Source organism: Arthrobacter sp. 3Tela_A (genome assembly GCF_049311025.1).
Lineage (GTDB): Bacteria > Actinomycetota > Actinomycetes > Actinomycetales > Micrococcaceae > Arthrobacter_B.
In genome coordinates this window covers 1-26,492 of record NZ_JAXIOM010000053.1, presented here as the reverse complement: position 1 = coordinate 26,492, position 26,492 = coordinate 1, and the positions used below count along the sequence as shown (strand labels likewise).

The window sequence follows — 26,492 nt, the reverse complement described above, 5'->3', positions numbered from 1 at the left end:
CCCCCGGTCCCATTTATAAAACCGGCACGCGGGGCCTTTCGCTTTGTCCGGTTCGCGCTGTCGGCGGACGTTGGGCGCCCCTTAGCCGGCGTCGTCGTCCGTTTTCTTCGGCCGGTGACCGGCGACGGCGGCGCGGGTGTCGCCGGGCTCCGCGCCCTTCTTCTTCCCGAAGGGCAGGACCTTCTTCAGCGGCACCAGAATAGCCATAACAACCAGGCCCCAAGCCAGCCCGGCAACCGCCGAGCAGAGAGTGTTCACGAGCCAGCCGAGGAAGCCGCCCACGACTGCGAGCTCGGCTACAGGATGCTCCAGCACGTGCACGAGGTCATACGGTGCATGCCAGCCAAGGTCGGAGGCACCCACCAGCATGATGTGGCCTCCAACCCAGAGCATGGCGATGGTTCCCACGAAGGTGATGGCAGCCAGCACGGCAGGCATGCCCTTGACCAGCAGTCCGCCGACGCGTTTGGACGCCTGGGAGTCCTTGCCTGCCAGGTGCAGCCCAATGTCGTCCATCTTCACGATCAGTCCAACGGCGCCGTAGACGAGCACCGTAATGGCGATCGCCACGACCACGAGGATGACAGCACGGATCCAGATGGAGGCGTCCCCCACCTCGTTCATGGCGATGACCATGATTTCGCAGGAAAGGATGAAGTCCGTGGTGATGGCGCCCTTGATCACCTTGGACTCGGCGTCGGGCCCCCGTTCAACTGCGGGTTCCTTCTTCGCCTCATGGTGGCCAAAGAACTTATGCCAGACCTTCTCGGCGCCCTCGTAGCAGAGGTAAGTGCCGCCGAGCATCAGGATGAACGGGATGACGCCCGGGATAAATGCGCTAATCAGCAGCAGCGCAGGCAGGATAATCAGCAGCTTGTTGCGCAGCGAACCCCAGAAGATCTTCTTGATCATCGGCAGTTCGCGGGACGGGTCTGCCCCGGAAACGTACTGCGGTGTCACTGCGGCATCATCAATAACGACGCCGGCGGCCTTGGCTCCCGCTTTCGCGGCACCTGCCGCGATGTCATCCACCGACGCGGCCGCGATGCGGGCCAGGGCAGCGACGTCGTCCAGCAGGGCGACGAGCCCGCCGCTCACAGTCTGCCTCCGGGCTGGGTGGGGACGGTGCAGTATTTGTGGGTAGCGCCGTTCGGGCGCGGATTTGCCATACCGGAATTATAGGTCCGCGGCGGGCTCCAGCCACGGTCATCTGCTGAGCCGTGGAGTGCGCCATCAGATGGACCCGCCAGGCTCCTCGCAGGGGCGCAATGCTGGCCATCGGAACTTCAGTACAGCCACAACGACCTGCACTAAGACGAAGACGACCGAACCTACATTGGGAAATCGATATACACCTGGTTACCGCACGCCTTCACTGCTGCCATTATCAAGAGTCATCCATTTCGGAAGGATTTCCGTCAACAACGATTGCCGTTGGATATTCGACCCAGCACTGAGATTCACCCTGCAGGTAGAGACGTTTGGCGGTCCTCTGGCATTCCTGCAGATCAACCCAAGGGCCGCTTGGGCCCAAGCCCAAGGCACCCGCCAATTGCTCGGCGGGGACTACTTCGATGACGCCAGGCACTGTCATTACCTCGTAGACGTTGTGACCCTTGGCGAACAGACCCTTCCTCTCTGGGACGCCAATGAGCCGGACATATGAATTTCCTTTAACAAACATGATCCACCTTATGCACTTGTCCGCAGAAACACGGTGAGCCCGCGGCGACGCCGTTTTCGCAGTGTCTGCTGCCCTGTCCGGCGCCCCTCCCCCCTGCTAGTGTCCTGCCCTCAGCCAATTAGTTCTGCAACGGCCACAGGGCGGGAGAATTCGGTGAGCGTAAGGATTCTGCGGGCAGACGGCCCGGTGGAAGAACTCGACGACGAAGAGAACGGCACACGCTACGCCTACCAGGTGGCACCTGGCGGAGTCCTGCTGGTGATGGAATGCCCCGACGACGGCAAGTGGCTGGTGCGCAAGGAAGTCTCCGCCAACCGCTGGAACGAGGTTTCCGGACGGCGTTACATCGGTGATGTGACCGGCGTCGGCGGAATCGAGGGCGGCAAAGCTGACGGGCGCCCCAAATCGACGAAGCTGCCTCCGCCTTGACCCTGAGGCGTCCTTCCCCGTTACGACCCCGGGGAAGGACACGCTGCGGTTCGTCTAACCGCGTGTGGGTTCGCGCTCATCGGCGGACCTCAGCTGTGCGGCGGCGTGCCTTCCTGCCCGCCGCCCGCTGAAGATGCAGTCCGCAAGGGACAGCCCACTCACATAGGAATTGGAGCAGACGCCCACCGCATTGCGCCCGGCAGCGTAGAGCCCTGGAATGAGTGTCCCGTCCTGGCGCTTGACCAGACCCGTTTCCCCGTCCGTCACAAGCCCTCCGAGCGTCAGCCCTGGAATCGGATAGAACGATGAGGAGTCAACGGAAATGTCGAAGGCGTAGAACGGAGCCTTCAGCAGCGGGATTGAGAGCTCCGGGTCCTTATGAGCCGGGTCCCCGCTGCCGTCAGCAATCCCCCGGTTGTACGCGTCCACGGTTTTGCCCAGCCCGGCGGCATCAACCCCCATCTTGGCTGCGAGCGCACCGAGCGTGCGGGCCTTCTTGTGCCCGATGGTCATCAGGAAAACCACCTGCAGTTTTTGGAAGATCTGGGTCTGGGACCAGACCTGGCCCCTGGCTTTCTTCCAGCTCACGGAGTCGTAGACCGCCCAGCCCTTGCCACCAAATTCGCGCATCAGCACGTTGCCGTGCGTAGCCCCGTACAGGTCCTCGTTCTTGATCCGGTCTCCGTTCACACCGACGGTGACCCCTTCAATGAAAGCGCTTGGCGGGGAGAGGAAACGCCATGCTGTCACGTTGCCCATCTTGGCAGTGGCCGCCCCAGCGTCCAGGCCCAGCTGAATACCCTGGCCGTCGTCAGCGGGGGTGCCCAGCGGCGAAATACTGGTGAACTCCGGAGCGTAACGGGCAACCCATTCCTTGTTGTAGATGAACCCGCCCGCAGCGAGGACCACGGCAGATCCGCGGGCTTCGCGTTCCACCGAGCCTTCATTCCACAGCTTCTCGATCTTGGTGATCTGTTTCTTAACAAGGTCAGGGGCCCAGTTGCCGATCTTGCCGGTGCGCTTGGTCAGCTTGGCGTGCTCGGCAGCGTTGGGATGCGCCTGGTCCAGTGCCCGGTAGCGGACGCCCTTTACCGCACCGTCTTCGATGATGAGACTGCTGACCCGGGCAAGCGGCAGGAACGTGACGCCCTTGCGCTTGGCGGAACCGGCGAGGCTCTGCCAGAGCACCTTTCCGGAGGCCAGACCCTTCGCGACTGCCCGGTGGCCGCGGGGAGCAGGTTCAGCGGTGAGGTTGTAGGGGTAGGCCTTCTCATTACCGGAGTAGTAGAGGTAGTGACGGTCAGTCGGGTAGGACGTCTTGTACGGGGCGACGCTGCCGGCGAACTGCGCTCCCTGCTCCTCGAGCCAGGTGATCATGCCGGGGCTCTCCTCGCAGAACCGCTGAAGGGTAGCCTCATCCACGCTGTCGCCGGACTCCTGCTTCAGGTAGTTGTAGAGGTTCTCCACGGTGTCGCTGTACCCGGCCTCGCGCTGCTGGCGGGTGCCGCCGCCGGCGTAGACCACTCCGCCGGAGAGTGCACTCGCTCCGCCTCCGTAGGCACGGTCCAGGACCAGTACTCTCGCCCCGTTGTCTGCGGCTTCGATCGCTGCCGCGGCTCCGGCGTCGCCATAACCGACCACGATGACATCAAACTGCTGAGTTTCCGGCATAACGACCCCTTTGTCGATGTTCCAATTTTGGCAGACTATGCCATAAAGGAGGCCGGCCGACAAGGGTCTACGCTGGGCAGATGAATTCCAGCAGGCGGGCACCGGGCCGCCCTCCGCTCGCCGAGGTGTCCGACCTGCGTGCCCGGGCCCTCGAATCGGTACTCCGGCATGGCTACGACGGCGTGACGCTGGGCCGGATTGCCGAGGAAACCGGGGTGAGCCTGCGCACCCTTCACCGCTATTTTCCAGCCAAGGCGGACATTGTCTGGGGCGTGGTGGACAGCGCCTTTGACGCTCTGCGCCAGGGCTTTGAAAACACAACGGATGACATGCCTCTCATCGAGGCCATCATTGCCGCCGTGGTCTCGGCGTTTGACCTCTCGGACGACGAGCTTGAGGTCAACCGGGCGCGCATCCGCCTGATCGTCTCGACTCCGGAGCTCCAGGCGGTGCAGTCAGAGATGTTCAGGCTCTGGCACGGGCAGCTGGTGGAGGTCATTGCCCGGCGAATGGAGGAAACTCCTGGAGCGCTCCTTCCCCGGGCCGCAGCCTCCGCGGTCCAGGCCGTGATCATGGAAGCTCTGGCCTTCTGGGCTGCCCAGGACTCCTCCGAGCCACCGGCAGCCGTGGTGACCCGGGCGCTTCGGAGCTTGCAGTTCATTTCTTCGCCGGACGTGCCCCGCTGATTCCAGCCCCGCCGGTCTGACACACGGGCCGCCAGCACGGAGCCTGTGCTCACACGAGCCAGAAGTCCCGCAGAGCTGCCGCCGCTTCCGAGCCCTGACGCCGCCCGGCCGCCGACGCCGGAATCCGGGTGGAGCGCAGCAGCGGGTTTGCCCCGAAGTCGCGCAGGGCTGCTTCATCAGCCTCTATGACAAAGGTGCTGCTGTGCTGCTGGAGCTTCGCCAGTGCCTGCGGCAGGCTGGGGCCGAACGGGCTTTGGGGAGCCTCCGGCCCGCAGGCCAGCACCAGCACCTTGCCGTACCCCTCGGCGACGTCGGCGTTGGTGGCCGAGCGCATTCCGCCGTCCATATAGGACCGGCCCAGGATAGTGACCGGCGGCCACACCGTGGGCACCGCGCAGCTGGCTGCCACCGCCCTGGCCAGTTCGACGTCGGACGTGGCATCCAGAACCGTAAACGATCCGTTCTCCGCATCCACCACCGCAATGCCAAACGGTTTGTCCGGCCACTCCGGCTGCGGCAGCAGCGAACGGATACTGGAAACCCACTCCCCTTCGGTCATCACCGCCGGAGTGGTACGCGCCAGCTGGCCTACCCGCGCCCGGGCGGCCTTCTCATCGCCGTCCCCGCGCCCCGCCGTCGCCGTGAGCTCAATGAACGCCTCACTGCTGAATCCGCTGGGATCCTGGTACGGCACGTCGGTTCCCTGCGCGGCCAGCGCCTGCTCCGCGTCGTCGAGCTGTGCCTTCAGGACCTGCTGCAGCAGACCGGAGCGCAGCGCCGCGCCCACCATCGAACCGGCAGAGGTTCCCACCACCAGGTCCGCCGCGTTGAGGTCAACCCCCTCCTCCAGCAGCGCCGCAAGCACACCCATCTCCCATGCGATCCCGGCCACTCCCCCGCCGCCCAGGACAACCGCCCGTGTCTGGCTCATGCTGTGCACTCCGTTCGTCTCCGGACCAATGCCCGGGAGTCTAGACCTGCGGACCGCGTTGGAGCACCCACACAGTGCGTTTCTGCCCTGCCCGCCGCCGGTATTCAATAGAGACATGGCATTACGCGTTCTGATGGTCGGCCGCAAGCACGAGGACTGGGTGGTTGACGGGATCCGCCGCTACGAAAAGCGGCTGAAGAAGCCTTTCGACCTCTCCTGGGTTTCAATTCCGCACTCCGCCCGGGAGAACGACGCCGCCCGCAAGGAGGAGTCGGAGCGGCTGCTGGCCAAGCTCGGCAGCGACTACGTGATCCTGCTTGATGAGCGCGGAAAGGCCATCACCTCGCCGCAGCTGGCGAAGACGCTGCAGAAACCGCTCGATAATTCGCGCAACGTCACGCTGATTATCGGCGGAGCGTACGGGGTGGACCAGAGTGTGCACGACCGCGCGGACTTCGTCTGGTCCCTCTCCCCCTTGGTGTTCCCGCACCAGCTGGTCAGGCTGATCCTTGCGGAGCAGGTCTACCGTGCCCAGGAGATCGCTGCCGGACGCCCCTACCACCACGAGTAGGGCTGGGTCCGTAACAATTCGGTGTGCTTGGGTGACGCGCCGCGGTGCAGTTTGACCATGTCAGGAAGCAGGTTCAGGGTGAAGCCATGAGAACCAAGGTTTCCGCTTCCCCGTCACTGCTCGTTGCCGGGCTGCTCGCAGCCGGGCTTGTGCTGACGGGCTGCAGCGGCGGCGGCAACGAGGCAGAAGAGTCCCCGTCCGCGGCGTCCCCCACTCCGTCAGCCATCACGACGGCGACTGCCTCGCCCAGCGCGGGCACTTCCTCCAGCGCCACGGCCGAACCGGAAACCTCAGCACCCTCCCCTGTCGAAGGCACTGGACCCTGCACCGCGGACAAACTCTCCGCCACGGTCGAAGACACCCCCGGCGGCGGTGCTGCCGGCAGCGTCTACCGGGACCTGGTGCTGACAAATACCTCCCCCGAATCGTGCACCACCTTCGGATACCCCGGTGTCTCCTACCTTGGACAATCCGGAACGCAGGTCGGGGCGCCGGCTACCCGTTCCGTCGGAACAGCTGCCGTCGCCGTGACCCTGGAACCGGGGCAATCCGCCGTCGCTTCACTGCGCGAAACCCGCCCGGAAAACTATGGCGAAGACTGCAGAATGGTGCCGGTTTCCGGACTCCGCATCTTCCCCCCGGACGACACCGCCTACGTCAACTTTGCCCGTGCCGGATACGGCTGCAGCAGCGAAGAAGTCGAGCTTTTGGAGGTCGGTCCGCTGGCCGGGCCGCGCTAGCACAGGGCACTTCCGACAGCCAAAACCGCACGCTGGCAAATTGGCCGTCCCGTTCTCCAGTTGGCATACTGTTGGGCACTTGTGGCCTGCGACACCGTTTTTTCAGCTGTACGCAGGCCGTCCTGACCTTGACCAACGTGATACGGAACTGACCGGAACGGCTACATGACTGACGAAACGTACAAGCTGATTGCCCTGATCATTTACATGGCTGCCATGCTGGGCATCGGGTGGTGGGCGTACCGCCGCACCTCCAACCTGGATGACTACATGCTGGCCGGGCGGGGACTGAAGCCAGGTGTCGCAGCACTCAGCGCCGGTGCCTCGGACATGTCCGGGTGGCTGCTGATGGGCCTGCCCGGTGCCATCTACCTTTCCGGCCTTACCGAGGCCTGGATCGCCGTCGGGCTGACTGTCGGTGCGTGGCTGAACTGGAAGTTCGTCGCCCCTAGGCTGCGTTCCTACACCCTGGTGGCAAATAACTCGATCACGGTGCCGAGTTTCCTGGAAAACCGCCTCAAGGACCGCAGCCGGCTGCTGCGCGTGGTTTCCGGCATCATCATCCTGGTCTTCTTCACCTTCTACGTTTCCTCCGGCATGGTAGCCGGCGGCGTCTTCTTCGAGAGCTCCTTCGGATCCAGCTACACCACCGGCATGCTGATCGTGGGCGGAGTGACCATTGCCTACACCCTCTTTGGCGGGTTCCTGGGCGCCAGCTACACGGACGTAGTGCAGGGCCTGATGATGCTGCTCGCCCTCATCGCTGTTCCGCTGGTGGGCATCTTCCTGGTGGGCGGGCCGTCCGGCATGGCTGAGTCCCTGCGCGAAATCGATCCGGACATGCTCAACCCCATTGCCGGTACGACGGCGCTGGCCGTGATCTCGGCACTCGCCTGGGGCCTGGGCTACTTTGGGCAGCCGCACATCATCGTCCGCTTTATGGCGCTGCGCTCCCCGGCCGACGCCGTTGCCGGCCGCCGCATCGGCGTGGGCTGGATGGTGCTCAGCGTTATAGGTGCCGTGTTCACGGCCCTGGTAGGCGCGGCCTGGTTCCAGCAGAACAACCTCACACTGAATGATCCCGAAGCGGTGTTCCTGAGCATGGCGCAGGCACTGTTCCACCCGCTGGTTGCCGGGTTTGTGCTGGCAGCCGTCCTGGCCGCGATCATGAGCACCATTTCCTCCCAGCTGATCGTCACGTCCTCCGCCCTGGTGGAGGACCTGTACAAGATCGTGGTCAAGAAGAACGCGTCCCAGCGCGTGCTGGTGATGCTCGGCCGCGGTGCGGTGCTGGTGGTCTCCGTGGTATCCATCCTCCTGGCCCTGGACCGCAGTAACTCGATCCTGGACCTGGTGGGCTTTGCCTGGGCCGGCTTCGGCGCCGCCTTCGGCCCCACCATCCTGCTGTGCCTGTTCTGGCGCCGCCTCACCACGGCCGGAGCCCTCACCGGCATGGCCGCCGGCGCCGTCACCGCGTTCGCGTGGGGCAGCTCGGAGCTCTCCTCCACTCTGTACGAAATCATCCCCGGCTTCGCCGTGAACCTGCTCCTCGCCGTCGTCGTCAGCCTGCTCACCCGTGCTCCGGCTGGACTGGACAGCGACTTCGATGAAGCGCGGGACCTGGCCCGGCGCGGTGCCGAGGAGCCGGAAGCGGTTCCCGCGCGCTAACTGATCCACCATCCGGCGGACGATGGCCTGCCTGCAGGCCATCGTCCGCCGCGGTGGGGCGGTTGCGGGACCAATCGGGCCGGCAAAGGCAGGCCGCTGAAGCTTCAGTCGCCCTGATCCTCGTCGTCGTCTTCCTCGTGCTCTGCGGCCGGGATTTCAGTGAGGAACATGGTTCCGCCCCGGTAAGCCACCCGCCATTCGAAGCGCTGCTTCCAGCTTCCGCGGGAGACGAGGCGTTCCCGTCCAGGACCGTAGGGTGAATGCCACTCCATCTCCCAGCCGGCGCGCAACCGGACCAGCGCTGATTCCACCTCCGGAAAAGCTTTGTGCCGTGCCGCCTCCTCGCGCCTGCGGAAAAATGATTCCGGAATCCAGAGCGCGAATCCGAGCAGGAAACAGACCACAAGCAGGTACGAGCCTGCCTCGCCTATCAGCGGTGGAAGCAGCCCGCTCAGGAGCACCAGCAGAATGGCCGGGAGCAGCAGTGCCCAACTGGCGAGCATGAGAATCTGGGCCGCCATCCTCCGGCGCCGTGCCCGTGCCAGCCGCACGACGGCGGGACCGGCCACCTCCACGGAACGAAGTACCGCCTCAGCCATGATCCCCCTGACACTCCACGCTACGGACATTCCCAAGATATAGGAGCGCGGGGGCCGGACTTTACCGGTGGCCTACAGGACCGGCGCGTTGGGCCGGAGACACGTCCAGAGCAGGCCCGGCAGGTTCCGCACGCGGGCATTTAGCCGGGAGCCGAACGGACCGGATGGGTGCCGCGCATTGTCAGTGTGGTGGTGAACAATGGGTGCATGATGTCGGCAGGTTCGGTGCTCCAGAAATTCACCCCCGCCACCCGGGACTGGTTCACGGGGGCCTTCACGGAGCCGACTCCTGCCCAGATCGGTGCCTGGGATGCGGTCTCGGAAGGGTCGAATGCCCTGGTCATCGCCCCTACCGGGTCCGGCAAGACGCTCGCTGCCTTCCTCTGGTCCTTGGACCGTTTTATTGCCGACGCCGCGAACTCTCCTGCGCCGGATCCTGAATCCGCTGCATCCGGCCGCGGGCGTTCACGGGTGCCCAAGCGCAAGACGAAGGTCCTCTACATTTCGCCGCTGAAGGCCTTGGGCGTGGACGTGGAGCGGAACCTCCGTGCTCCGCTGATCGGCATCACGCAGACGGCGAAGCGGCTGGGCCTGCCGGCACCGTCCATCACCGTGGGCGTAAGGTCCGGGGACACCCCGCAGAATGAGCGGCGTGCCCTGCTGACCCGGCCGCCGGACATCCTGATCACTACGCCGGAGTCCCTGTTCCTGATGCTTACTTCCCAGGCCCGGGAAACGCTGTCCGAGGTGGACACCGTCATTGTGGACGAGGTCCACGCCGTGGCCGGCACCAAGCGAGGTGCCCACCTGGCGGTCTCGCTGGCCCGCCTGGATGCCATGCTGGACAAACCGGTGCAGCGCATCGGTCTTTCCGCCACCGTTGAACCGCAGGAGACGGTGGCACGGTTCCTCGGCGGCAACGCCCCCGTGCGGATCGTCTCTCCCAAGTCGCGGAAGAACTGGAACCTGACCGTCACCGTCCCTGTGGAGGACATGACGGACCTCGGGCAGGCCCCGGCAGAGGACACTGTGGAGGGCGGGTTCGCTCCGCAGGCCAGTATCTGGCCACATGTGGAGGAGAAGATCGCGGACCTGATCGAGGCCAACCGCTCCACGATCGTCTTTGCCAATTCCCGGCGTCTTGCCGAACGGCTAACTGCCCGGCTGAATGAGATCCACGCCTACCGGGTCGAAGCGGCCCAGGCAGCCACGGGAACGGACGGCGCGCCGGTCCCCTCAGCGCCGGCGGGACGTGCTCCGGCGCAGCTGATGGCTCAGGCGGGTGTCTCCATCCGCGCACGGCAGGAGGACATCGCCGTCGACGACGACGCCCCCGTCCTGGCGCGCGCCCATCACGGGTCGGTGTCCAAGGACCAGCGGGCCATGATCGAGGATGACCTGAAGTCCGGGCGGCTGCGGTGTGTGGTGGCGACGAGCTCGCTGGAACTGGGCATCGACATGGGTGCCGTGGATCTGGTGGTCCAGGTCGAATCCCCGCCGTCGGTGGCCAGCGGACTGCAGCGCGTTGGGCGGGCCGGACACCAGGTCGGAGAAATCTCCCAGGGCGTGATGTTCCCCAAGCACCGCGGCGACCTGCTGAACTCGGCCGTTACCGTGGAACGGATGCTCGCCGGGCAGATCGAACCCCTTTTTATTCCGGCAAATCCGCTGGACATCCTGGCGCAGCAGACCGTCGCGGCCAGCGCTTTGGGGAGCATCGATGTGGAGGAATGGTTCGACGTCGTGCGCAGTTCCGCGCCCTTCGCCGGACTCCCCCGTTCGGCATTTGAAGCCACCCTCGACCTGCTTTCCGGCCGTTATCCCTCCGATGAGTTTGCCGAACTGCGGCCGCGCATCATCTGGGACCGCAACGAGAACACGATTACGGGACGCCCGGGCGCCCAGCGGCTGGCAGTCACTTCCGGCGGCACTATTCCGGACCGCGGGCTCTTCGGGGTGTACCTGGTGGGCGATTCGGAGGGCAAGAACAGCCGCCGGGTCGGTGAACTCGACGAGGAGATGGTTTACGAATCCCGGGTGGGGGACATCTTCGCCCTCGGCGCCACTAGCTGGCGGATTGAAGACATCACCCACGACCGGGTTCTGGTCTCCCCTGCCTTCGGGCAGCCGGGCAAGCTGCCGTTCTGGCGCGGCGATTCCCAGGGGCGGCCGGTTGAGCTGGGCCGGGCACTGGGCAAGTTCGTCCGTGAGATGGCCGGCACGGGCGAGACGGAAGCGCGTGAGCGGCTCGCCGCCGTCGGGCTCGATGAATGGGCGTCCGGGAACCTGATGGCGTACCTGCGCGAGCAGCAGCAGGCCACCGATGTGGTGCCGAGCGACAGGACCCTGGTCATTGAGCGGTTCCACGATGAGCTGGGCGACTGGCGTGTAGTCCTCCACAGCCCGTTCGGCATGCCGGTCCATGCTCCGTGGGCGCTGGCCGTCGGCGCCCGGCTGCAGCAGCGCTACGGCCTGGACGGTTCCGCGATGGCGTCCGACGACGGCATTGTGCTGCGGGTGCCGCTGATGGAGGACGAACCGCCCGGCGCCGAGCTGTTCCTGTTCGAACCGGATGAACTCGAGGCCATCGTCACCGCTGAGGTGGGCGGCTCGGCCCTGTTCGCGTCGCGTTTCCGGGAGTGTGCTGCCCGGGCGCTGCTGCTTCCGCGGCAGAACCCCGCCAAGCGGACCCCGCTGTGGCAGCAGCGCCAGCGATCCGCCCAGCTCCTGGATGTGGCCCGCAAGTTCCCGACGTTCCCAATCGTGCTTGAAACGGTGCGGGAATGCCTGCAGGACGTCTACGATCTTCCTGCGCTCAAGGACCTTGCCGCCGCCGTCGAGCGCCGCGAAATCCGGCTGGTGGAAACCACCACGCCTCAGCCTTCGCCGTTCGCCCGGTCACTGCTCTTTGGCTACGTGGGTGCGTTCCTCTACGAGGGCGATTCCCCACTGGCAGAGCGCCGCGCGGCTGCCCTGTCCCTGGACCCGACGCTGCTGAATGAGCTGCTGGGACGGGCCGAGCTGCGCGAGCTGCTGGACGCGAGGATCATCGCGCAGACCGAAGCCGAGCTGCAGCGTCTGGCTCCGGACCGGCGTGCGCGCGGACTGGAAGGTATCGCCGACCTGCTGCGTCTGCTCGGGCCGCTGACTGCGGCGGAGGTCGCTGTTCGACTGGAGCCGGTTGCAGGTGAACCGGGTTCCGGCGCTGCAGAGCATGCGACGGAGGCCGACGCGGAACAGCTGCTGCGCGAACTGGTCCGTGCGAACCGCGCCCTCCAATCCGGAATTGCCGGTACCCAGCGTTATGCAGCTATTGAGGACGCTGCCCGGCTGCGCGACGCTCTGGGCGTTCCGCTGCCCATGGGCGTTCCGCTGGCCTTCATCGAGCCGGTGCCGGATCCGCTCGGCGACCTGGTGGGACGCTATGCACGCACCCACGGTCCCTTCACGGCAGCGGAGGCGGCTGCCAGGCTGGGACTCGGCGTCGCCGTCGTTACCACAACCCTGCAGCGGCTGGCCGGTGAGGGCCGCGTTGCGGAGGGCGAGTTCCGCCCTACGGAGGCGCAGGTGCTGGATGCTGCGTCGGGCGTGGACCAGTTCCCTCCGGCGGTCATCACGATGCCCGGCGTTCCGGCGGGTTCGGAGTGGTGCGACGCGGAGGTGCTGCGCCGGCTGCGGCGCCGTTCGCTGGCTGCGCTGCGCTCCGACGTCGAACCCGTGGATCCGCCCACCTACGGGCGTTTCCTGCCGGTCTGGCAGAACGTGGGGTCCTCGCTGCGGGGGCTCGACGGCGTCGCTACAGTGATCGACCAGCTCTCCGGTGTGCCGATCCCGGCGTCCGCGTGGGAGCCGCTGATCCTGGGATCGCGGGTGCGCGACTACGCGCCGTCCATGCTCGACGAGCTCTCCGCGACGGGTGAGGTGATCTGGTCCGGCACCGGATCGCTGCCCGGGAATGACGGCTGGATCTCGCTGCACCTTGCTGAGAATGCCGCTCTGACCCTCAACCCGGATCCTGACTTTGTGCCGTCGGAGCTGCAGTCCCGGCTGCTGGATTTGCTCTCCGGTTCCGGCGCGTACTTCTTCCGGCAGCTCTCCGAAGCGGTGAACAGTGTGCCGCTGCAGGACGGCAGCGCGCTGCTTCCCGACGCGGAGATCATCACCGCTCTCTGGGAACTGGTCTGGGCCGGCAGGATCACCAATGACACGTTTACACCTGTCCGGTCTCTGCTTTCCGGCGGAAAAACCGCGCACAAGCAGCGGGCTTCGACTCCGCGGGCGCGCACTGCCCGGCTGGGGCGGATGGGCCGCGGTTCGCTGAGCAGTTCGTCGCTGCGGCTGGCCGGCGCGGCGGGGAATGTTCCGGCACGCGGTCCGCAGCCGCTGGTCGCCGGGCGCTGGAGCCTGCTGCCGGCGGTTGAAACGGACACCACTGTCCACGCACATGCCACCGCTGAGCTGCTGATGGACCGGTACGGGGTGGTGACCCGGGGATCCGTTGCCAGCGAAGGCGTGCCCGGAGGGTTCGGACTGCTGTACAAAGTGCTGGCCCGGCTCGAGGAGATGGGACGCTGCCGGCGCGGTTACTTCATTGAGCAGCTGGGTGCGGCCCAGTTTGCGGTTCCCGCCACGGTGGACCGGCTGCGGTCCTTCTCACGGGAGAACCAGCTTGCGGTTCCCCAACCCGAGGCTGTGGCACTGGCAGCAACGGACCCGGCTAACCCGTATGGTGCTGCCCTGCCTTGGCCAGCGTCCGACGGCGGCCACCGTCCCGGGCGCAAGGCGGGAGCTTTGGTGGTGATGGTCGACGGTGAACTGGTGCTCTATGTGGAGCGCGGCGGCAAGACGCTGCTGACGTATACGGACGATGCAGAGATCCTGCTCCTGGCCGGTGCAGCGCTGGTGGGGATTATCCGCCGGGGTGCGGCCGAGAAGATGGCCGTGGAGAAAGCCAACGGTGTTGATGTCCTGGACACCCCGGTGGCTACGGCATTACTGGCCGCAGGGTTCTATTCAACACCGAAGGGACTTCGCTACCGTGTCTGAGGCTTACGCTGTGCCGCAAACCCCGGAGGTGCGCAGTGCCTGAGGGAGATACCGTCTGGCGTGCTGCCCGGGGACTGAACACTGCGCTGGCCGGCGCCGAACTGACCCGGACCGATTTCCGGGTACCCCGCTTTGCCACCACCGACCTCAGCGGACGAACGGTTGAAGAGGTAGTTTCCCGCGGAAAGCACCTGCTGATCCGCGTTGCCCCCGGCCCCGGAGACACCGAAGGCTGGAGCATCCACTCACACCTAAAGATGGAAGGGCTCTGGCACGTCTACGGGCGCGGCGAGCGCTGGCGCCGCCCGGCCTTCAAAGCACGCGCTGTGCTTGAAACTGCGGAGAAACAGGCTGTGGGGTTCGAGCTCGGAATCCTGCGTGTTTTCCCCCGCAGCGGCGAGCAGGAAGCCGTCGGCTACCTCGGCCCCGATCTGCTGGGTCCGGACTGGGATGCTGCGGAGGCTCTTCGCCGGCTGGGATCGGTGCCGGAGCGTCCGGTTGGGCTGGCGCTGCTCGACCAGCGGAATCTGGCAGGCATCGGCAACGTCTACCGCTGCGAACTGTGTTTCCTCGTCGGCGTCCATCCGCTAACTCCCGTACGGGATGTTCCGGATCTGGAGCGACTCGTGGATCTCTCGAAGCGGCTGCTGGAAGCCAACAAGACCCGTTCACGGCGAATCACCACAGGTTTGGCGGGACGGGATCCACTCTGGGTCTACAACAGGGAGAAGCGCGGCTGCCTGCGCTGCGGAACCAAAGTGGTTCACGAACTTGTCGGGAATACAGAACTGGAACTGCGGGACCTGTATTACTGTCCGCATTGCCAGCCCGTGGGCTGACCGGGCGCTTGCCCCTTGGACTGAACGGGCGCTTGCCCGTTCCTGCTTTCTTCCCCAACTCTGTCCGCATTGCCAGCCCTCTTGGGCTGACCGGGCGCTTGCCCGTTCCTGCTCCCCTCCCCAATTCTGTCCGCATTGCCAGCCTTTCGTGAGCTGACCCGGCGCTTGCCCGTTCCTGCTCCCCTCCCCAATTCTGTCCGCATTGCCAGCCTTTCGTGAGCTGACCCGACGTTCCCACTGTTCCTCCCCAGGATTCGATGCGCACACCAGCCCCGGATGTTTCTCCACAATTAGAATGCTTTCGCTTGGGCCGCGTTCTTTCGCCCGGAAGGCTGGTCCTATGAGGCCGGACAGCAGCAACAAGAAACGGGAGGACGAACCCGAGATCCCGCCTGCCCATCGCACTTTTGCTTTTCTGGATACGTTCACCGTCGCCGAGACAGCAACCGATGCATCGTGCCTAGCCGAGGATCACCCCAATGCCCAGACGGCGACAGATACAACCCCGGGGCCTGGCTTCAGAGGACGTCTAGAGCTTGCTCAAGCACATTCGATCTCCGCGGCAGATACAGTGCCGGTCCTGAAGCAACTGGCTGCCCTTGTCTCCTGGGCTCAGGCTCAGCAGGCACTGATCATCCACCGAATCGAGAACGACCTGCGCCGCGACATAGAGGAGAACCTCGGTCCCGTAGAAGGTTCCCTGGCGCTTTCCGCCGCTGCCGCCGAAGTCGGCTCAGCCCTGAACCTGCCCCACATGAGTGCGCTGGCACTTGTCAGTGAGTCTGGCACGCTCTGCACTGTGAACCGTTCCACCCACGCCCAGCTCTCTCGCGGGTCCATTAGTTACCGACACGCACAACGGATCATGGACGAACTCCAGACGGTGCCGTCGCATGCGGCACCCAAGTTTGAGGACGAGCTCATCCAGCTGGCCGAAGGACGGACCTGCGCCCAGTTCGCAGTGAAAGCACGCCGGATGCGTGAATCCCGCTGGCCTGAGACCATAACCGTCCGGCACCGGCAGGCGCTCGAGCTGAGACGCGTAAGCCTCGACCCGAAGCCGGACGGCATGATGGAACTCTGTGCCCTGGTCGCCGCAGAAAAGGGCCAGGCGATCTTCAATTCCCTGACTGCGTCCGCGCGGGCTGCCCGTTCTGCCGGAGACCAGCGGACGCTGGACCAGCTCCGAACCGATTCGCTCACCTCTCTGCTTCTGAAGGTTCCGTCGTCGGCCGGCTCATCTCCTGCAGGCAGTTCCTTGCCCAGTTCCGGTGAACTGGCTGCTGCTGCTGCCGCTCCGGTCCCGCTTCCAGCCGAAGACCCCGCCGGAATCCGGACGGAGATTATGGTCCTCATTGATGCAGAGACCCTGATTGGCACGGACGATAAACCGGCCGAACTGAATGGTTACGGACCGATTGCCGCGGACGCTGCCCGCAGGCTGGCAGGCCAGGCGCTGCACTGGACTGGGATCTTGAGAGACAACTCGTCCGGCGAGATTCTGGCCGTTGGCCGGCGAAGGAAGGTCCCGGCCGGTTTGAGACGGTGGTTGCAGGCCCGGGACGGAACATGCCGGTTTCCAGGGTGCCGGGTCAGCACTTTTCGAACAGAAATTGACCACACCGTTCCCTGGGGCCAAGGCGGGCAAACGGACCACGGCAACCTGAGCAACCTCTGTCCGAAACACCACCGGCTCAAGACTCTCGGTCTGTGGGAAGCCCGCCAGCCCCAACCGGGGAAACTCGAGTGGGTCTCGCCGCTGCGACGCCGGTACAGCACCGCAGCCCAACTGGACTTCGGCACGACGCAGGTGACTCCCGCCTCTGCGGCAAAGTCCGACGGCGCCCATCGCAGGACAAGGCCCCGACCTTCTACCGCAGGGGAGGACCCGCCGCCGTTTTAGATCACCGCGAGCTTTAGAGCACCGTCAGCTTTAGAGCGTGAGCTTTAGACCACCGTGAGCGGCGTGCACACCCCTGTGCCCTGTGGGCCCACTACACCGCCCGCGACCAACACGGCTGCCTAACGGGAGCGGCCGCAGTTCGGCCGCCGTACGTATTACAGAACCAGTGGTGGTTCAACCCAACCATCACGGGCCCAGCGAGATTGTCGTCCTGGCCTCGTGCGGCCCCCCACAGCGTGCCGAGCCACCGACACGTTTCCAGCTGAGATCAACCGTGTGCTCTGTGAGAACTTCACCGCTCTCCGAAGATGCCCGGAGCTGGACGGTGCCGGGAGTCTGCATCGACGTCGTAACCGTCCAGCCCGTCCCGGATCTCGCTGCCGCTACGGTATCGGGCCGCGGGCCTACTTCGTCAGGATCGATGACACCACTGGAAAAGCAAGAACCGTCAAAACAGACTTCCAAGCGGTCCACCTCCTCGGCACCGCTGCCCGTGATTTCGACTTCAAGTTCGTCTAACCATCCGACGGCGGTGCAGGCATTAGCGCACCCGGCAACTGGAAACAGCAGCGGCACCAACGCCGCAGCCAGGAGCCACCTGCACGAAACGAGTGGCACCCTCCCGCGGTTGGCAGCACCATGACGCTCAGCCGCGCCCCGAAAACTGGGCCTGCGCCCATCCCCCTCAGTCATGGGCCTAAGGTAATCCACCGGGCGAGTCCGCAGCGGGAAAACTGGAATCCGCACCGCCGGTACCCTTGAAGGGTGATGCAATCCCCTCTTCCGGTCCGCAACGGCGTGAACGCGACACGTCTGCGGCTTCCCCCCGAGGGCCCCTGGAATACCGCTTTCGAGTACGTCCTTGAACGGTTCGGCCATGTGAACCCAAAAGGCATTGCAGACAGGTTTGACCGCGGCGAAGTCGTGGGGATCGGCGGTGTGCCGCTGGACCGGACAACTCCGCTGACTGAGCACACCTTCATCTGGTACTACCGCGAACTTCCGCCGGAAGAGCGTTTGCCCGTTGAAATCAACATCCTCCACCAGGACGAAAACCTGCTCGTCGTGGACAAGCCGCACTTTCTTCCAACCACACCGGGAGGAATGTACGTTGCCGAATCAGCCCTGGTGCGGTTGCGGGTCGCACTCGATATTCCGGACCTCATTCCTATGCACCGCCTGGATCGAATGACCGCGGGGGTGCTCCTCTTCTCAACGAACCCGGAAACCCGCGGAAAGTACCAGGTTCTCTTTGAAAAGCGCCGCATCGAAAAGGAATACGAGGCTGTAGCCCCGGTCCGCCCGGAGCTTGCCCTTCCTGCAGTCATCCGCAGCCGCATGATCAAATCCAGGACGTACCTGCTCGCCCAGGAAGTCCCCGGCGAACCGAATGCGGAAACACGGGTGGAGCTTCTTGAAGCAGCCGGTGGACTTGGACGCTACCGTCTGCTCCCGCACACCGGGAAGACCCACCAGCTCCGTGTGCACATGGCGTCGCTGGGCATCGGAATCCTGAACGACCCGTTCTATCCGGTCCTGCAGGAGCAGGGACCCGACGACTACAGCAAGCCGCTGCAGCTGCTCGCCCGTTCGGTCGAGTTCAACGATCCGCTGACGAAGCAGCCTGTCCAGTACCGCAGCGAACTGTCCCTGGATGCCTTTCCAGCCCCGGCAACCACCCGCTGACCTGCAAATTCCCTCTTCCACAGCTGGACTCGTGCCGCTACGCTTTGGTGGATCCATCCCGGGTTAGGTACCCGAAGGACTCACTGAGGCAAAGGAAACCGGCATGCTTCCCCATCCCGCACGCCCCGCTGAGGCAGCCGAGGACGCGCAACCGCCCGCGGCAAAGCGCAGCAAAAGCCCGCGCGGCACAGCCACTACCGATGCCCTTGTCTTTGTGCCCCCGCTGGCCCCTTCACCCCCGCCGGCAGCTCCTCCCACCGTGCATACCCGTACGGCACCGCGCAGAAGTAAAACCTCGCCGAGCATTTCACCCGCCGCTGCTGAGCAGGAGACGGCAGAGCTCCAACACGGATCCTTCGGCAGCATTCTGTCCGGTGCAACCACGAGGGACTCCTCCGGACGGGCCTACCATCTCAGGAGCAGCTTCAATCCGATGCGGATTGCCCAACGGCTGGTTTCCGCCCGAGCTACACGGGGTGCTGAGCCTCGGGATGCTGCCCCTCGGGACGATGCGTATTTGGAGGATGCGTATTTGAAGGATGGACGCGCAGAAACCGAAGACCGAATGAATGTTCATCCGCAGGAAGCCGATTTCCCGCACGAACACGGCCCCTCACGCGAGGACACCGTCCGCCGCGCCGCAGTCACCACTTGTACGGCCACTGCCCTTGTCGCGGCCTACGCCCTGACACGCACCACTTCCGGATGGCCGCAAATCAACAATGATCCCGGAAGCGTTCTTGACCCTTCAGCTTCCCTGCTCGGTGCATACGCCTGGATCTGGCTGGTGTGGCTTCCCGTCCTGGCAGGCGCCGCCGGCTATGCCGCCTGGCAGTGGCTACCCGCCCAGCGGACCAACCCGAGGCAGGCCTGGACCGGACCGATCAGTGCCGGATCCGCAGCAATCGGCACTCTGTGGTTGTGGGCTGTTGAAGCAGGGAACCCCGCTGCGGCCACCGGGTTCGCTGCTCTCGGGATAGGAATCGGTCTGACCGCCATTCATCTGTCGAATACCTGGGCCGCTGAGTCCCGCGGTGAAACGGCAGCGGCAGACGTTCCTGCAGCCTTCCTGCTGGGTGTGTCCACCCTTGCGCTGCTGTCAGGGCTGGGCAGCTGGCTTACCGCGCTGGACGCAGATGTAGCCGGATGGGGCGGAGAGGCATGGTCGCTGATAGCCCTCGTTGCGACGGTCATCGGGATCACCACGGTCTCCATGACGGACCGGGGCCATCTCGCGGCAGCGCTCACCGTCGTCGCAGGCCTGACCGCAGTGGGCTTCGCCCGAATCCTCACCGTAGAGACCTCAGTGCCAGCCGCAGCCGGAGCCTTCATTGGGGGCTTTCTCATCCTGGTGTCAGCCGGCTCCCGGCGCCACCAGGTTGATCACGCGGAGCGGCGCCGGCAGCGGGAATGGCTCAAAGCGGAAGCCAGCGCCCCCGCTGCCGGCGAAGCACTCGAAGTTGTTCGCACCTAGCTACCTGCTCCACCGCGTGCCGCATGTTCATGGCGGCACGCCGTGCCTGGGAGTTTTCCACCCCATACTCGTTGGCCGGAACCATGAACCGCAGCGTAATGCGCGGGACGCCTGAGACGATGTCCAGCTGGTTCGCCTCCACATGATGGCTGGCTTCCAGGGCCTCAACCGCGGCATCCATCACCGCCTCGGGCTGGTTTCCGGGCCGCAGGCCAAGGATGCTGAGCTGGACGCGAAAAGAAGGCATCCTTCCACCGTAGTCCCGGCGGAAGAATGCCTTCAGTCGATTTGGGGCCTAGAGCGGCTCATCATCCGGGTTAAAGGATGAGAGCGGGTCACCGCCGGCATGGGCAGGGTCATCACTGCCGTCCTCAAGCGGGTCCACCGACGAGTCGCCAAAATCAACATCGCGTGCTGCTTCGCCGATGGTGGGTTCCTCCGGTGGGATCTGCGACGCGCCTTCCTCATAACGCTCTTCGGCTGTTTCGTCGCGGAGCGTCTGGTCGGACTCGGCACCGGGTTCGCCTGCGAGCGGTTCTTCGTTAATCAGCGGATCTTCCTGCCAGTTGTCCGGATTGTCTTCCGCGGCACCCGGGTAGGAGAGGTCTTCCGCGTCCGTGAGTTCGTCTTCGTCCAGAAGTTCCTCACCGGATACGACGCTCAGCTCATCCGGCGTCACAACCTCCGCGAGGTCATCGGCCAGCGCCGGGTTGTCGCTGTGGTCCGGGTTCTGTTCAGTCATCTGCAGCTCGCCTTCCGATCGCAACGTGTCCTTTGAATAGATACTAAGCCTACTGATATCCGATTGCACAAGCGGACCCCGCCCATACGCGCGCGCACATCGCGCGTCATTTTGCACCGGGAAACAGACTTTATCCCCATCGCGGCGAATTAAGACATAAAAGTTTGACGTAATGACCCAAGTAAGGACAGGCTAACCTGCGTTATCGTCTTGAGACCTTCCAGGGAGATCGCAGTGAGTACTTTGCAGAAGACGGAGCTTGGCTCCGCAGATAACCAGCAGGCAGGCGCGCACCCAGCAGTCCCACTGCTGACGGGGGCCTCCACCGGACAGTACCTGTCCGAGAACCTGCTGGGCATGTCGGCCGTGACCCGTTCCATCGGCTCAGCCAGCCGGCCGTTCACGGGGCGGCATCCCCGGGACCTCGCCCCCGCGATCGACGCCGTGGACCTGGACCAGCCGCTGGGCACCACCAGCGCAGCTCTGGAGGAACTCCACCCGCTCTACCTGCGGGACGCCGTCTACTTCCACAATCCCGCCTACGCCGCGCACCTAAACTGCCCGGTGGCCATTCCCGCCCTGGTCGGCGAGACCATTCTCAGCGCCGTGAACTCCTCCATGGACACCTGGGACCAAAGCGCCGGAGCCACGCTGATCGAGCGGCGCCTGCTCCGCTGGACCGCAGACCGCCTGGGACTTGGCTCCGCGGCAAGCGGCGTCTTCACCAGCGGAGGCACCACCTCGAACCTTCAGGCACTGCTCATCGCCCGCAACCGTGCGGTGGCTGCACTCCGGCGGGACGCCGCGGCGCAGGAACGCAGCGAACGGCTTCCGGAGCTTTTGGGACGGCTGCGCATCTTCGCCTCCGAAGCCAGCCACTTCAGCATCCGCAAGTCCGCGGCACTGCTGGGGCTGGGAGAAGACGCAGTCCACCTGATTGAGTGCGACGCCGACCGCAGGCTTCGGCCCCAGGCACTGCGGAACGCTCTGGCTGAGTCCCGCAGCCGCGGCGAAGTTCCAATGGCCATTGTGGCCACGGCAGGGACAACGGACTTTGGAAGTATCGACCCGCTGCTGGAATGCGCGGCGCTGAGCTCCGAGTTCGGCGCGTGGCTGCATGTCGACGCCGCGTACGGCGGCGGCCTGCTCACTTCCGTCAAGTACCGGCGCCGGCTCTCCGGAATAGGCGCCGCAGATTCCGTCACCGTCGACTACCACAAGACGTTCTTCCAGCCGGTCTCCTCCAGTGCCGTCCTGGTGCGCGACGCCGCAGAACTGCGCCATATCCTGCACTACTCGGACTACCTCAATCCCGAGGATTCGGCGGACCCCGAAATCCCGAACCAGGTGGACCACAGCATCCAGACCACCCGACGGTTTGACGCCCTCAAACTCTGGCTCACGCTGCGTGTCACCGGGGCCGACGGCATAGGGGCCCTGCTCGAAGCCGCCATTGACCTCGCCCAGGAGACCGGCCGCCTGATCGAAGCCGATCGGGACTTCGAACTTGCCGCCCGAGTCCAGCTAAGCACCGTCGTATTCCGGTTCCGGCCCAGCGGACTAGACGGTGAAACCTGCGATGCGCTGAACCGCTGGATCCGTTCAGCCCTCTCCGCCTCGGGTGAAGCCGTCGTCGCCGCCACCACCGTGGACGGACGGAACTTCCTGAAGCTCACGCTGCTGAACCCCACGGCAACGCAGGCAGACATCGAACGGATTCTGGGCCTGATCCGCTCCCACGCCGCCGACTGGCTCTCCGCTGCAGCGGCAGGCAGCCCGGCCGCCGCTGCAACCGGCGCAGCGACCGGGTCCCCGGCAGGAGCAGCAGCATGAAACGCCGTATCCAGCAGCACCCGGAGTCCGGCACCAGCAAGGGCACCGGCAAGGGCGCCGGCAAGGACACCGCCGAGAGCACACACCCGGGCCTCACCGAACCCGCCCGCCGGCCCGAACCCGGGCCGACCGTCCATGATGTGATCGGCATCGGCGTCGGGCCCTTCAACCTTGGCCTGGCAGCACTCTCTGAACCGGTCACCGAGCTGGACGCCGTGTTCTTCGATGCCCGGCCCGGCTTCGACTGGCACCCGGGAATGATGCTCGAGACCGCACACCTGCAGGTGCCGTTCATGGCGGATCTGGTGTCGCTGGCGGACCCCACCTCCCGGTACTCGTTCCTGAACTTCCTCAAGGCCACGGGCAGGCTGTACCGCTTTTACATCCGCGAGGACTTCTATCCGCTGCGCGCCGAATTCAATGCCTACTGCCAGTGGGTCGCGGAACAGCTGCCCAGCGTCCGGTTCGGCCACGAGGTCACGGACATCCGCTATGAACAGACAGCGCACGACGGCGGCAGGTACCTGGTGCGCACACGGCACGACGGCGGCACCCAGGTTCATGCCGCCCGCCGGCTGGTGCTGGGCACGGGCACCCAGCCCGAAATCCCGCCGTCTTGCACAGGAATACTGGCCGGCGGAGGGACAGCCATCCACAACAGCGACTACCTGGATGCCAAAGCCGCCCTCCAGATGCAGCGGAGCATAACCGTAGTCGGGAGCGGGCAAAGTGCTGCCGAAGTCTTCCTCGACCTGCTTCAGGACTGCGGGCCGGGCAGCTACGAGCTCAACTGGGTGACACGTTCGGGCCGCTTCTTTCCGCTGGAATACACCAAGCTCACCCTTGAAATGACTTCCCCGGACTACGTGGATTACTTCCATGCGCTTCCCTCCGGCGCCCGTGACCGGCTCATCGGATCGCAGAAGAACCTGTACAAGGGCATCGACGCGGCGCTGATCAACGAGATCTACGACGCCCTGTACGCGCGCAGCCTTTCCGGGCCGCTGCCCGTCCGGCTGCTCACCGGAACGGAAGTCACCGGCAGCAGCTACGACCCTGACGCCGGGCAGCACCGGCTGGAACTGCACCACCCGGAGCAGGGAACCAGCGGTGAACTCACGACCGGCGCCGTGGTGCTGGCGACCGGGTATTCCTACCGTGAACCTGCCTTCCTGCAGGGCATCAGCGACCGCATCCGGCGGGACAGCTGCGGCCGGTTCGATGTGGACCGCAACTACGGGATCGGTGTGAAACCAGGGGAGATCTTTGTGCAGAATGCCGAGCTGCACACCCACGGGTTCACCTCCCCCGACCTGGGGATGGCTGCTTACCGGAACTCGACCATCCTGCGGGAAATCCTCGGCTGGGAGTACTACCCGGTGGAAACCAGCACCACGTTCCAGCAGTTCGGGCTCGCAGACCTGAGCCGGCCGGCGAACGCGCCGGCAAACTATCGGGCGGCTTCAGCGGTAAAGACGGAAGGAGCAGTGGCATGAGGTTCGATTTCCGGCCGGTTGACCCGGCAGCCGACGCACCCCTCCTGCACAGCTGGATGCTCCGGGACTACGCACGGTTCTGGGGCATGAGCACCGCAACCGTGTACGAGGTACACAGTGAATACGCGGGAATCGACGCAAACCCGCATCACGAGGCATGGCTGGGACTGCATGGGAACGCTCCGGCGTTCCTGATGGAAAGCTACGCTCCGGAGCACTCTCCGCTGGCAGGCCTGTATCCGGTCCAACCGGGAGACCGCGGCATGCACCTGCTTATGGGCCCGCCGGACAACCCCCGGCACGGTTTTACCCTCGCTGCCTTCCAGGCGGTCATGGTTTTCCTTTTCTCTGCCCCGCAGACCCAGCGGGTGGTTGTGGAACCTGATGTCCGCAACACCAAGATCCATACCCTCAACGAGCGCATGGGATTCCAGCCCCACAGCCGCATCGAACTGCCGGACAAAACCGCCCTGCTGTCTTTCTGCACCCGGGAGCAATTCCTTGGCACAGCCGGCAGCAGCCGCACGACTTTCGAAGGAGCAATCCGATGAGCACCGCCGTCGAACCCACAACATCGAACCGGGAAGCCTGGCACCTCACTCCGGAACGCTGGTCGGCTGCCAACCGCCACGTCATCCGCAAGGCACTGGCAGAGTTCTCGCACGAGCTGATTCTCCGGCCCGAGCGAACCGGCCCGGGCAGCTACCGCCTAACCTCCGACGACGGCACTGCCACCTACTCCTTCCAGGCGGAAATTCTTGAGCTGGAGCACTGGAGCATTCCGGCGGCGAGCATTGCCCGATCCGTCGACGGACGCACCACTGAACTGGACGCCCTGGTATTTGTTACCGAATTCGCACAGACACTGGGCATCAGTGAGGCCATGCTTCCGGTCTATCTGGAGGAAATCTCCAGCACCCTGGCCTCCCACGCGTACAAGCACAGCGGCTCCTTTCACAGCTCGGCCGCGCTGGTGTCAGGCGTGACGGGCGGCATCGATCCGGCCGCGGATTTCCAGGCAGTGGAAGCCTCCATGACCGAAGGACACCCGTGTTTCGTGGCCAACAACGGCCGGCTGGGCTTTGGGCTGCACAGCTACCTCTCCTACGCGCCGGAGGCCGGCGCCGGCATCCGGCTGCACTGGATCGCGGCCCGGAAGGACCGGGCCCGCTTCACTTCCGTGTCCGGTCTGGATTACCAGGCACTGCTGGCTGCCGAGCTCGATGCCGGCGTGCAGGCAGGATTTGAATCCGCTCTCCGGGCGCGGAAGCTGGATCCCGGGGACTATCTGCTGATGCCGGTGCACCCGTGGCAGTGGGAGAACAAGCTCAGCGTTACGTTTGCGGCAGATGTTGCCCAGCAGCACATAGTCCATCTGGGCCCCTCGGAGGATGTGTACCAGGCACAGCAGTCCATCCGGACGTTTTTTAACCGGAGCGAGCCGACCCGCTGCTACGTCAAAACGGCACTCTCCGTGGTGAATATGGGGTTTATGCGCGGTCTTTCTGCCGAGTACATGGTGTCCACCCCAGCCATTAACGAATGGCTGGACCAGCTGATCCGTGCTGATTCCGTCCTGGCCGGCACCGGTTTCGAAATCCTGCGGGAAACGGCCGCCATGGGTTACACCAACCGGTATTACGACGCCGCTGCCCCCAAGGGATCCCCCTACCGGAAAATGCTGGCAGCGCTGTGGCGGGAAAGTCCGCTGACCCGGCTGGGGCCTGGTGAGCAGCTGGCTACCATGGCGTCCCTGCTGCATACCGACCAGGCCGGGACTCCTTTCGTTTCCGCACTCATCCAGCAGTCCGGACTTCCGGCGCGCGCCTGGCTGCAGGAGTATCTTCACGCGTACCTGGTGCCGGTGCTGCACTGCTTCTATTCCTACCGGCTGGCCTTTATGCCGCACGGGGAGAACCTCATCCTGGTCCTGAAGAACGGTGTTCCGGACCGGGCATTAATGAAGGACATTGGTGAGGAAATCATCGTGATGGCGGGCAAGGTCGACCTGCCGGAGGAGGTGGCCCGCATCCGCGTGGATGTACCGGCCGAGGAGCAGGTGCTTTCGCTCTTCACAGACGTCATCGACTGCTTCTTCCGGTTCCTGGCCGCTGTCCTCCACGAGGACGGGCAGCTGCCGCAGTCGGAGTTCTGGGACACGGTGGCCGGCGTGGTTCGGGGATACCAGGCAGACCATCCCGAACTCGCCGAAGAATTCGCCGCCCATAATCTCTTTGCCCCGGATTTTGCGCGTTCATGCCTCAACCGCCTCCAGCTGCGCAACAACCAGCAGATGCTGGACATCTCCGATCCATCGGGCGGACTGCAATTCTGCGGCACACTGGTCAATCCGCTGGCCCGCACTGCGGAGAACAGGTCTGCGGAGAACAGGTCTGCGGAGAACAGGTCTGCGGAGAGCGATGCTGCAGAGGACCGCCGCCCGTAGAAGGCCAGCCCGTCGCAGGGGGCTGCTGGGCAGGGGGGGCTGCTGGGC

At 64.9% G+C, this 26,492-nt stretch carries 20 protein-coding genes; 14 read left to right on the top strand and 6 right to left on the bottom strand.

Annotation, left to right across the window (positions count from 1 at the left end):
* Positions 1 to 81: 81 nt before the first annotated feature.
* The gene (locus TVC13_RS14325) at positions 82 to 1,098 is read right to left on the bottom strand and encodes a DUF808 domain-containing protein (RefSeq protein ID WP_422401858.1); all 1,017 of its coding nucleotides are present in this window, start codon (positions 1,096 to 1,098) and stop codon (positions 82 to 84) included.
* 739 nt (positions 1,099 to 1,837) lie between these two features.
* On the opposite strand from TVC13_RS14325, the gene TVC13_RS14320 reads away from it, so the two are divergent.
* Positions 1,838 to 2,113 (top strand): hypothetical protein, encoded by a 276-nt coding sequence (locus tag TVC13_RS14320; protein WP_325791309.1) that lies wholly within the window; start codon positions 1,838 to 1,840, stop codon positions 2,111 to 2,113.
* Between the two features lie 54 nt (positions 2,114 to 2,167).
* On the opposite strand, the gene TVC13_RS14315 is transcribed toward TVC13_RS14320, so the two are convergent.
* Positions 2,168 to 3,784, bottom strand: coding sequence for an FAD-binding protein (locus TVC13_RS14315; RefSeq protein WP_422401857.1), 1,617 nt, complete (start codon positions 3,782 to 3,784; stop codon positions 2,168 to 2,170).
* Between the two features lie 80 nt (positions 3,785 to 3,864).
* On the opposite strand from TVC13_RS14315, the gene TVC13_RS14310 reads away from it, so the two are divergent.
* Positions 3,865 to 4,470 carry a TetR family transcriptional regulator gene (locus tag TVC13_RS14310; RefSeq protein ID WP_422401856.1) on the top strand — a complete coding sequence of 202 codons (606 nt, stop codon included), beginning with the start codon at positions 3,865 to 3,867 and terminating at the stop codon, positions 4,468 to 4,470.
* A gap of 49 nt (positions 4,471 to 4,519) precedes the next feature.
* On the opposite strand, the gene TVC13_RS14305 is transcribed toward TVC13_RS14310, so the two are convergent.
* Entirely contained in the window at positions 4,520 to 5,401 is an 882-nt protein-coding gene (locus TVC13_RS14305; RefSeq protein WP_422401855.1) for a patatin-like phospholipase family protein, read from the bottom strand.
* Positions 5,402 to 5,516: 115 nt separating this feature from the next.
* Between TVC13_RS14305 and rlmH the strand changes: the two genes are divergently transcribed.
* From rlmH to putP, 3 genes are all read left to right on the top strand, one after another.
* Positions 5,517 to 5,972 carry a 23S rRNA (pseudouridine(1915)-N(3))-methyltransferase RlmH gene (gene rlmH / locus TVC13_RS14300; RefSeq protein WP_422401854.1) on the top strand — a complete coding sequence of 152 codons (456 nt, stop codon included), beginning with the start codon at positions 5,517 to 5,519 and terminating at the stop codon, positions 5,970 to 5,972.
* An 86-nt stretch (positions 5,973 to 6,058) separates the two neighbouring features.
* Positions 6,059 to 6,712, top strand: a complete 654-nt coding sequence (locus TVC13_RS14295) for a DUF4232 domain-containing protein (RefSeq protein ID WP_422401853.1) — start codon at positions 6,059 to 6,061, stop codon at positions 6,710 to 6,712.
* Positions 6,713 to 6,877: 165 nt separating this feature from the next.
* Positions 6,878 to 8,380: a sodium/proline symporter PutP gene (putP, locus tag TVC13_RS14290; protein ID WP_422401852.1), complete on the top strand. Its 1,503-nt coding sequence runs from the start codon at positions 6,878 to 6,880 to the stop codon at positions 8,378 to 8,380.
* Between the two features lie 104 nt (positions 8,381 to 8,484).
* Here putP and TVC13_RS14285 read toward each other — a convergent pair whose 3' ends face one another.
* Entirely contained in the window at positions 8,485 to 8,979 is a 495-nt protein-coding gene (locus TVC13_RS14285) for a hypothetical protein (protein ID WP_422401851.1), read from the bottom strand.
* Between the two features lie 207 nt (positions 8,980 to 9,186).
* Here TVC13_RS14285 and TVC13_RS14280 point away from each other — a divergent pair, with 207 nt between their 5' ends.
* The 5 genes from TVC13_RS14280 to TVC13_RS14260 all read left to right on the top strand — a co-directional run bounded on the left by TVC13_RS14280 (position 9,187) and on the right by TVC13_RS14260 (position 19,927).
* Positions 9,187 to 14,025 carry an ATP-dependent helicase gene (locus tag TVC13_RS14280; RefSeq protein ID WP_422401850.1) on the top strand — a complete coding sequence of 1,613 codons (4,839 nt, stop codon included), beginning with the start codon at positions 9,187 to 9,189 and terminating at the stop codon, positions 14,023 to 14,025.
* Between the two features lie 35 nt (positions 14,026 to 14,060).
* Positions 14,061 to 14,864: a DNA-formamidopyrimidine glycosylase family protein gene (locus TVC13_RS14275; protein WP_422401849.1), complete on the top strand. Its 804-nt coding sequence runs from the start codon at positions 14,061 to 14,063 to the stop codon at positions 14,862 to 14,864.
* 571 nt (positions 14,865 to 15,435) lie between these two features.
* Positions 15,436 to 16,767 (top strand): DUF222 domain-containing protein, encoded by a 1,332-nt coding sequence (locus tag TVC13_RS14270; protein WP_422401848.1) that lies wholly within the window; start codon positions 15,436 to 15,438, stop codon positions 16,765 to 16,767.
* A 768-nt stretch (positions 16,768 to 17,535) separates the two neighbouring features.
* Positions 17,536 to 18,453 carry an RluA family pseudouridine synthase gene (locus TVC13_RS14265; RefSeq protein ID WP_422401859.1) on the top strand — a complete coding sequence of 306 codons (918 nt, stop codon included), beginning with the start codon at positions 17,536 to 17,538 and terminating at the stop codon, positions 18,451 to 18,453.
* A gap of 532 nt (positions 18,454 to 18,985) precedes the next feature.
* Complete coding sequence (locus tag TVC13_RS14260; RefSeq protein ID WP_422401847.1) at positions 18,986 to 19,927, top strand: hypothetical protein; 942 nt, start codon at positions 18,986 to 18,988, stop codon at positions 19,925 to 19,927.
* Here the strand turns inward: TVC13_RS14260 and TVC13_RS14255 are convergent.
* Together TVC13_RS14255 and TVC13_RS14250 are read right to left on the bottom strand one after the other, a co-directional pair.
* Positions 19,869 to 20,174: a hypothetical protein gene (locus TVC13_RS14255; protein ID WP_422401846.1), complete on the bottom strand. Its 306-nt coding sequence runs from the start codon at positions 20,172 to 20,174 to the stop codon at positions 19,869 to 19,871. The genes TVC13_RS14260 and TVC13_RS14255 overlap by 59 nt on opposite strands.
* Before the next feature lie 48 nt (positions 20,175 to 20,222).
* On the bottom strand, positions 20,223 to 20,669 hold the full coding sequence (locus tag TVC13_RS14250) for a hypothetical protein (RefSeq protein ID WP_422401845.1): 447 nt from the start codon (positions 20,667 to 20,669) through the stop codon (positions 20,223 to 20,225).
* A gap of 234 nt (positions 20,670 to 20,903) precedes the next feature.
* Between TVC13_RS14250 and TVC13_RS14245 the strand changes: the two genes are divergently transcribed.
* From TVC13_RS14245 to TVC13_RS14230, 4 genes are read left to right on the top strand one after another with little or no spacing between them, the layout of a single operon-like run.
* Entirely contained in the window at positions 20,904 to 22,502 is a 1,599-nt protein-coding gene (locus tag TVC13_RS14245) for a pyridoxal phosphate-dependent decarboxylase family protein (protein WP_422401844.1), read from the top strand.
* Entirely contained in the window at positions 22,499 to 23,998 is a 1,500-nt protein-coding gene (locus tag TVC13_RS14240; protein WP_422401843.1) for a lysine N(6)-hydroxylase/L-ornithine N(5)-oxygenase family protein, read from the top strand. The genes TVC13_RS14245 and TVC13_RS14240 overlap by 4 nt, the downstream gene beginning before the upstream one ends.
* A complete protein-coding gene (locus TVC13_RS14235; RefSeq protein WP_422401842.1) occupies positions 23,995 to 24,549 on the top strand; it encodes a GNAT family N-acetyltransferase in 555 nt (184 codons plus the stop codon). Before TVC13_RS14240 ends, TVC13_RS14235 begins: the two co-directional genes overlap by 4 nt.
* Positions 24,546 to 26,444, top strand: coding sequence for an IucA/IucC family protein (locus tag TVC13_RS14230; RefSeq protein WP_422401841.1), 1,899 nt, complete (start codon positions 24,546 to 24,548; stop codon positions 26,442 to 26,444). Before TVC13_RS14235 ends, TVC13_RS14230 begins: the two co-directional genes overlap by 4 nt.
* The last annotated feature ends 48 nt before the right edge of the window (positions 26,445 to 26,492 follow it).

Bases quoted from the DNA above. Each gene is read 5' to 3' on its own strand.
- TVC13_RS14280 (WP_422401850.1), top strand. From the start codon at position 9,187: ATGATGTCGGCAGGTTCGGTGCTCCAGAAATTCACCCCCGCCACCCGG.
- TVC13_RS14305 (WP_422401855.1), bottom strand. From the start codon at position 5,401: ATGAGCCAGACACGGGCGGTTGTCCTGGGCGGCGGGGGAGTGGCCGGG.
- rlmH (WP_422401854.1), top strand. From the start codon at position 5,517: ATGGCATTACGCGTTCTGATGGTCGGCCGCAAGCACGAGGACTGGGTG.
- putP (WP_422401852.1), top strand. From the start codon at position 6,878: ATGACTGACGAAACGTACAAGCTGATTGCCCTGATCATTTACATGGCT.
- TVC13_RS14295 (WP_422401853.1), top strand. From the start codon at position 6,059: ATGAGAACCAAGGTTTCCGCTTCCCCGTCACTGCTCGTTGCCGGGCTG.
- TVC13_RS14285 (WP_422401851.1), bottom strand. From the start codon at position 8,979: ATGGCTGAGGCGGTACTTCGTTCCGTGGAGGTGGCCGGTCCCGCCGTC.
- TVC13_RS14255 (WP_422401846.1), bottom strand. From the start codon at position 20,174: ATGCCTTCTTTTCGCGTCCAGCTCAGCATCCTTGGCCTGCGGCCCGGA.
- TVC13_RS14235 (WP_422401842.1), top strand. From the start codon at position 23,995: ATGAGGTTCGATTTCCGGCCGGTTGACCCGGCAGCCGACGCACCCCTC.
- TVC13_RS14230 (WP_422401841.1), top strand. From the start codon at position 24,546: ATGAGCACCGCCGTCGAACCCACAACATCGAACCGGGAAGCCTGGCAC.
- TVC13_RS14315 (WP_422401857.1), bottom strand. From the start codon at position 3,784: ATGCCGGAAACTCAGCAGTTTGATGTCATCGTGGTCGGTTATGGCGAC.
- TVC13_RS14250 (WP_422401845.1), bottom strand. From the start codon at position 20,669: ATGACTGAACAGAACCCGGACCACAGCGACAACCCGGCGCTGGCCGAT.
- TVC13_RS14240 (WP_422401843.1), top strand. From the start codon at position 22,499: ATGAAACGCCGTATCCAGCAGCACCCGGAGTCCGGCACCAGCAAGGGC.
- TVC13_RS14265 (WP_422401859.1), top strand. From the start codon at position 17,536: ATGCAATCCCCTCTTCCGGTCCGCAACGGCGTGAACGCGACACGTCTG.
- TVC13_RS14310 (WP_422401856.1), top strand. From the start codon at position 3,865: ATGAATTCCAGCAGGCGGGCACCGGGCCGCCCTCCGCTCGCCGAGGTG.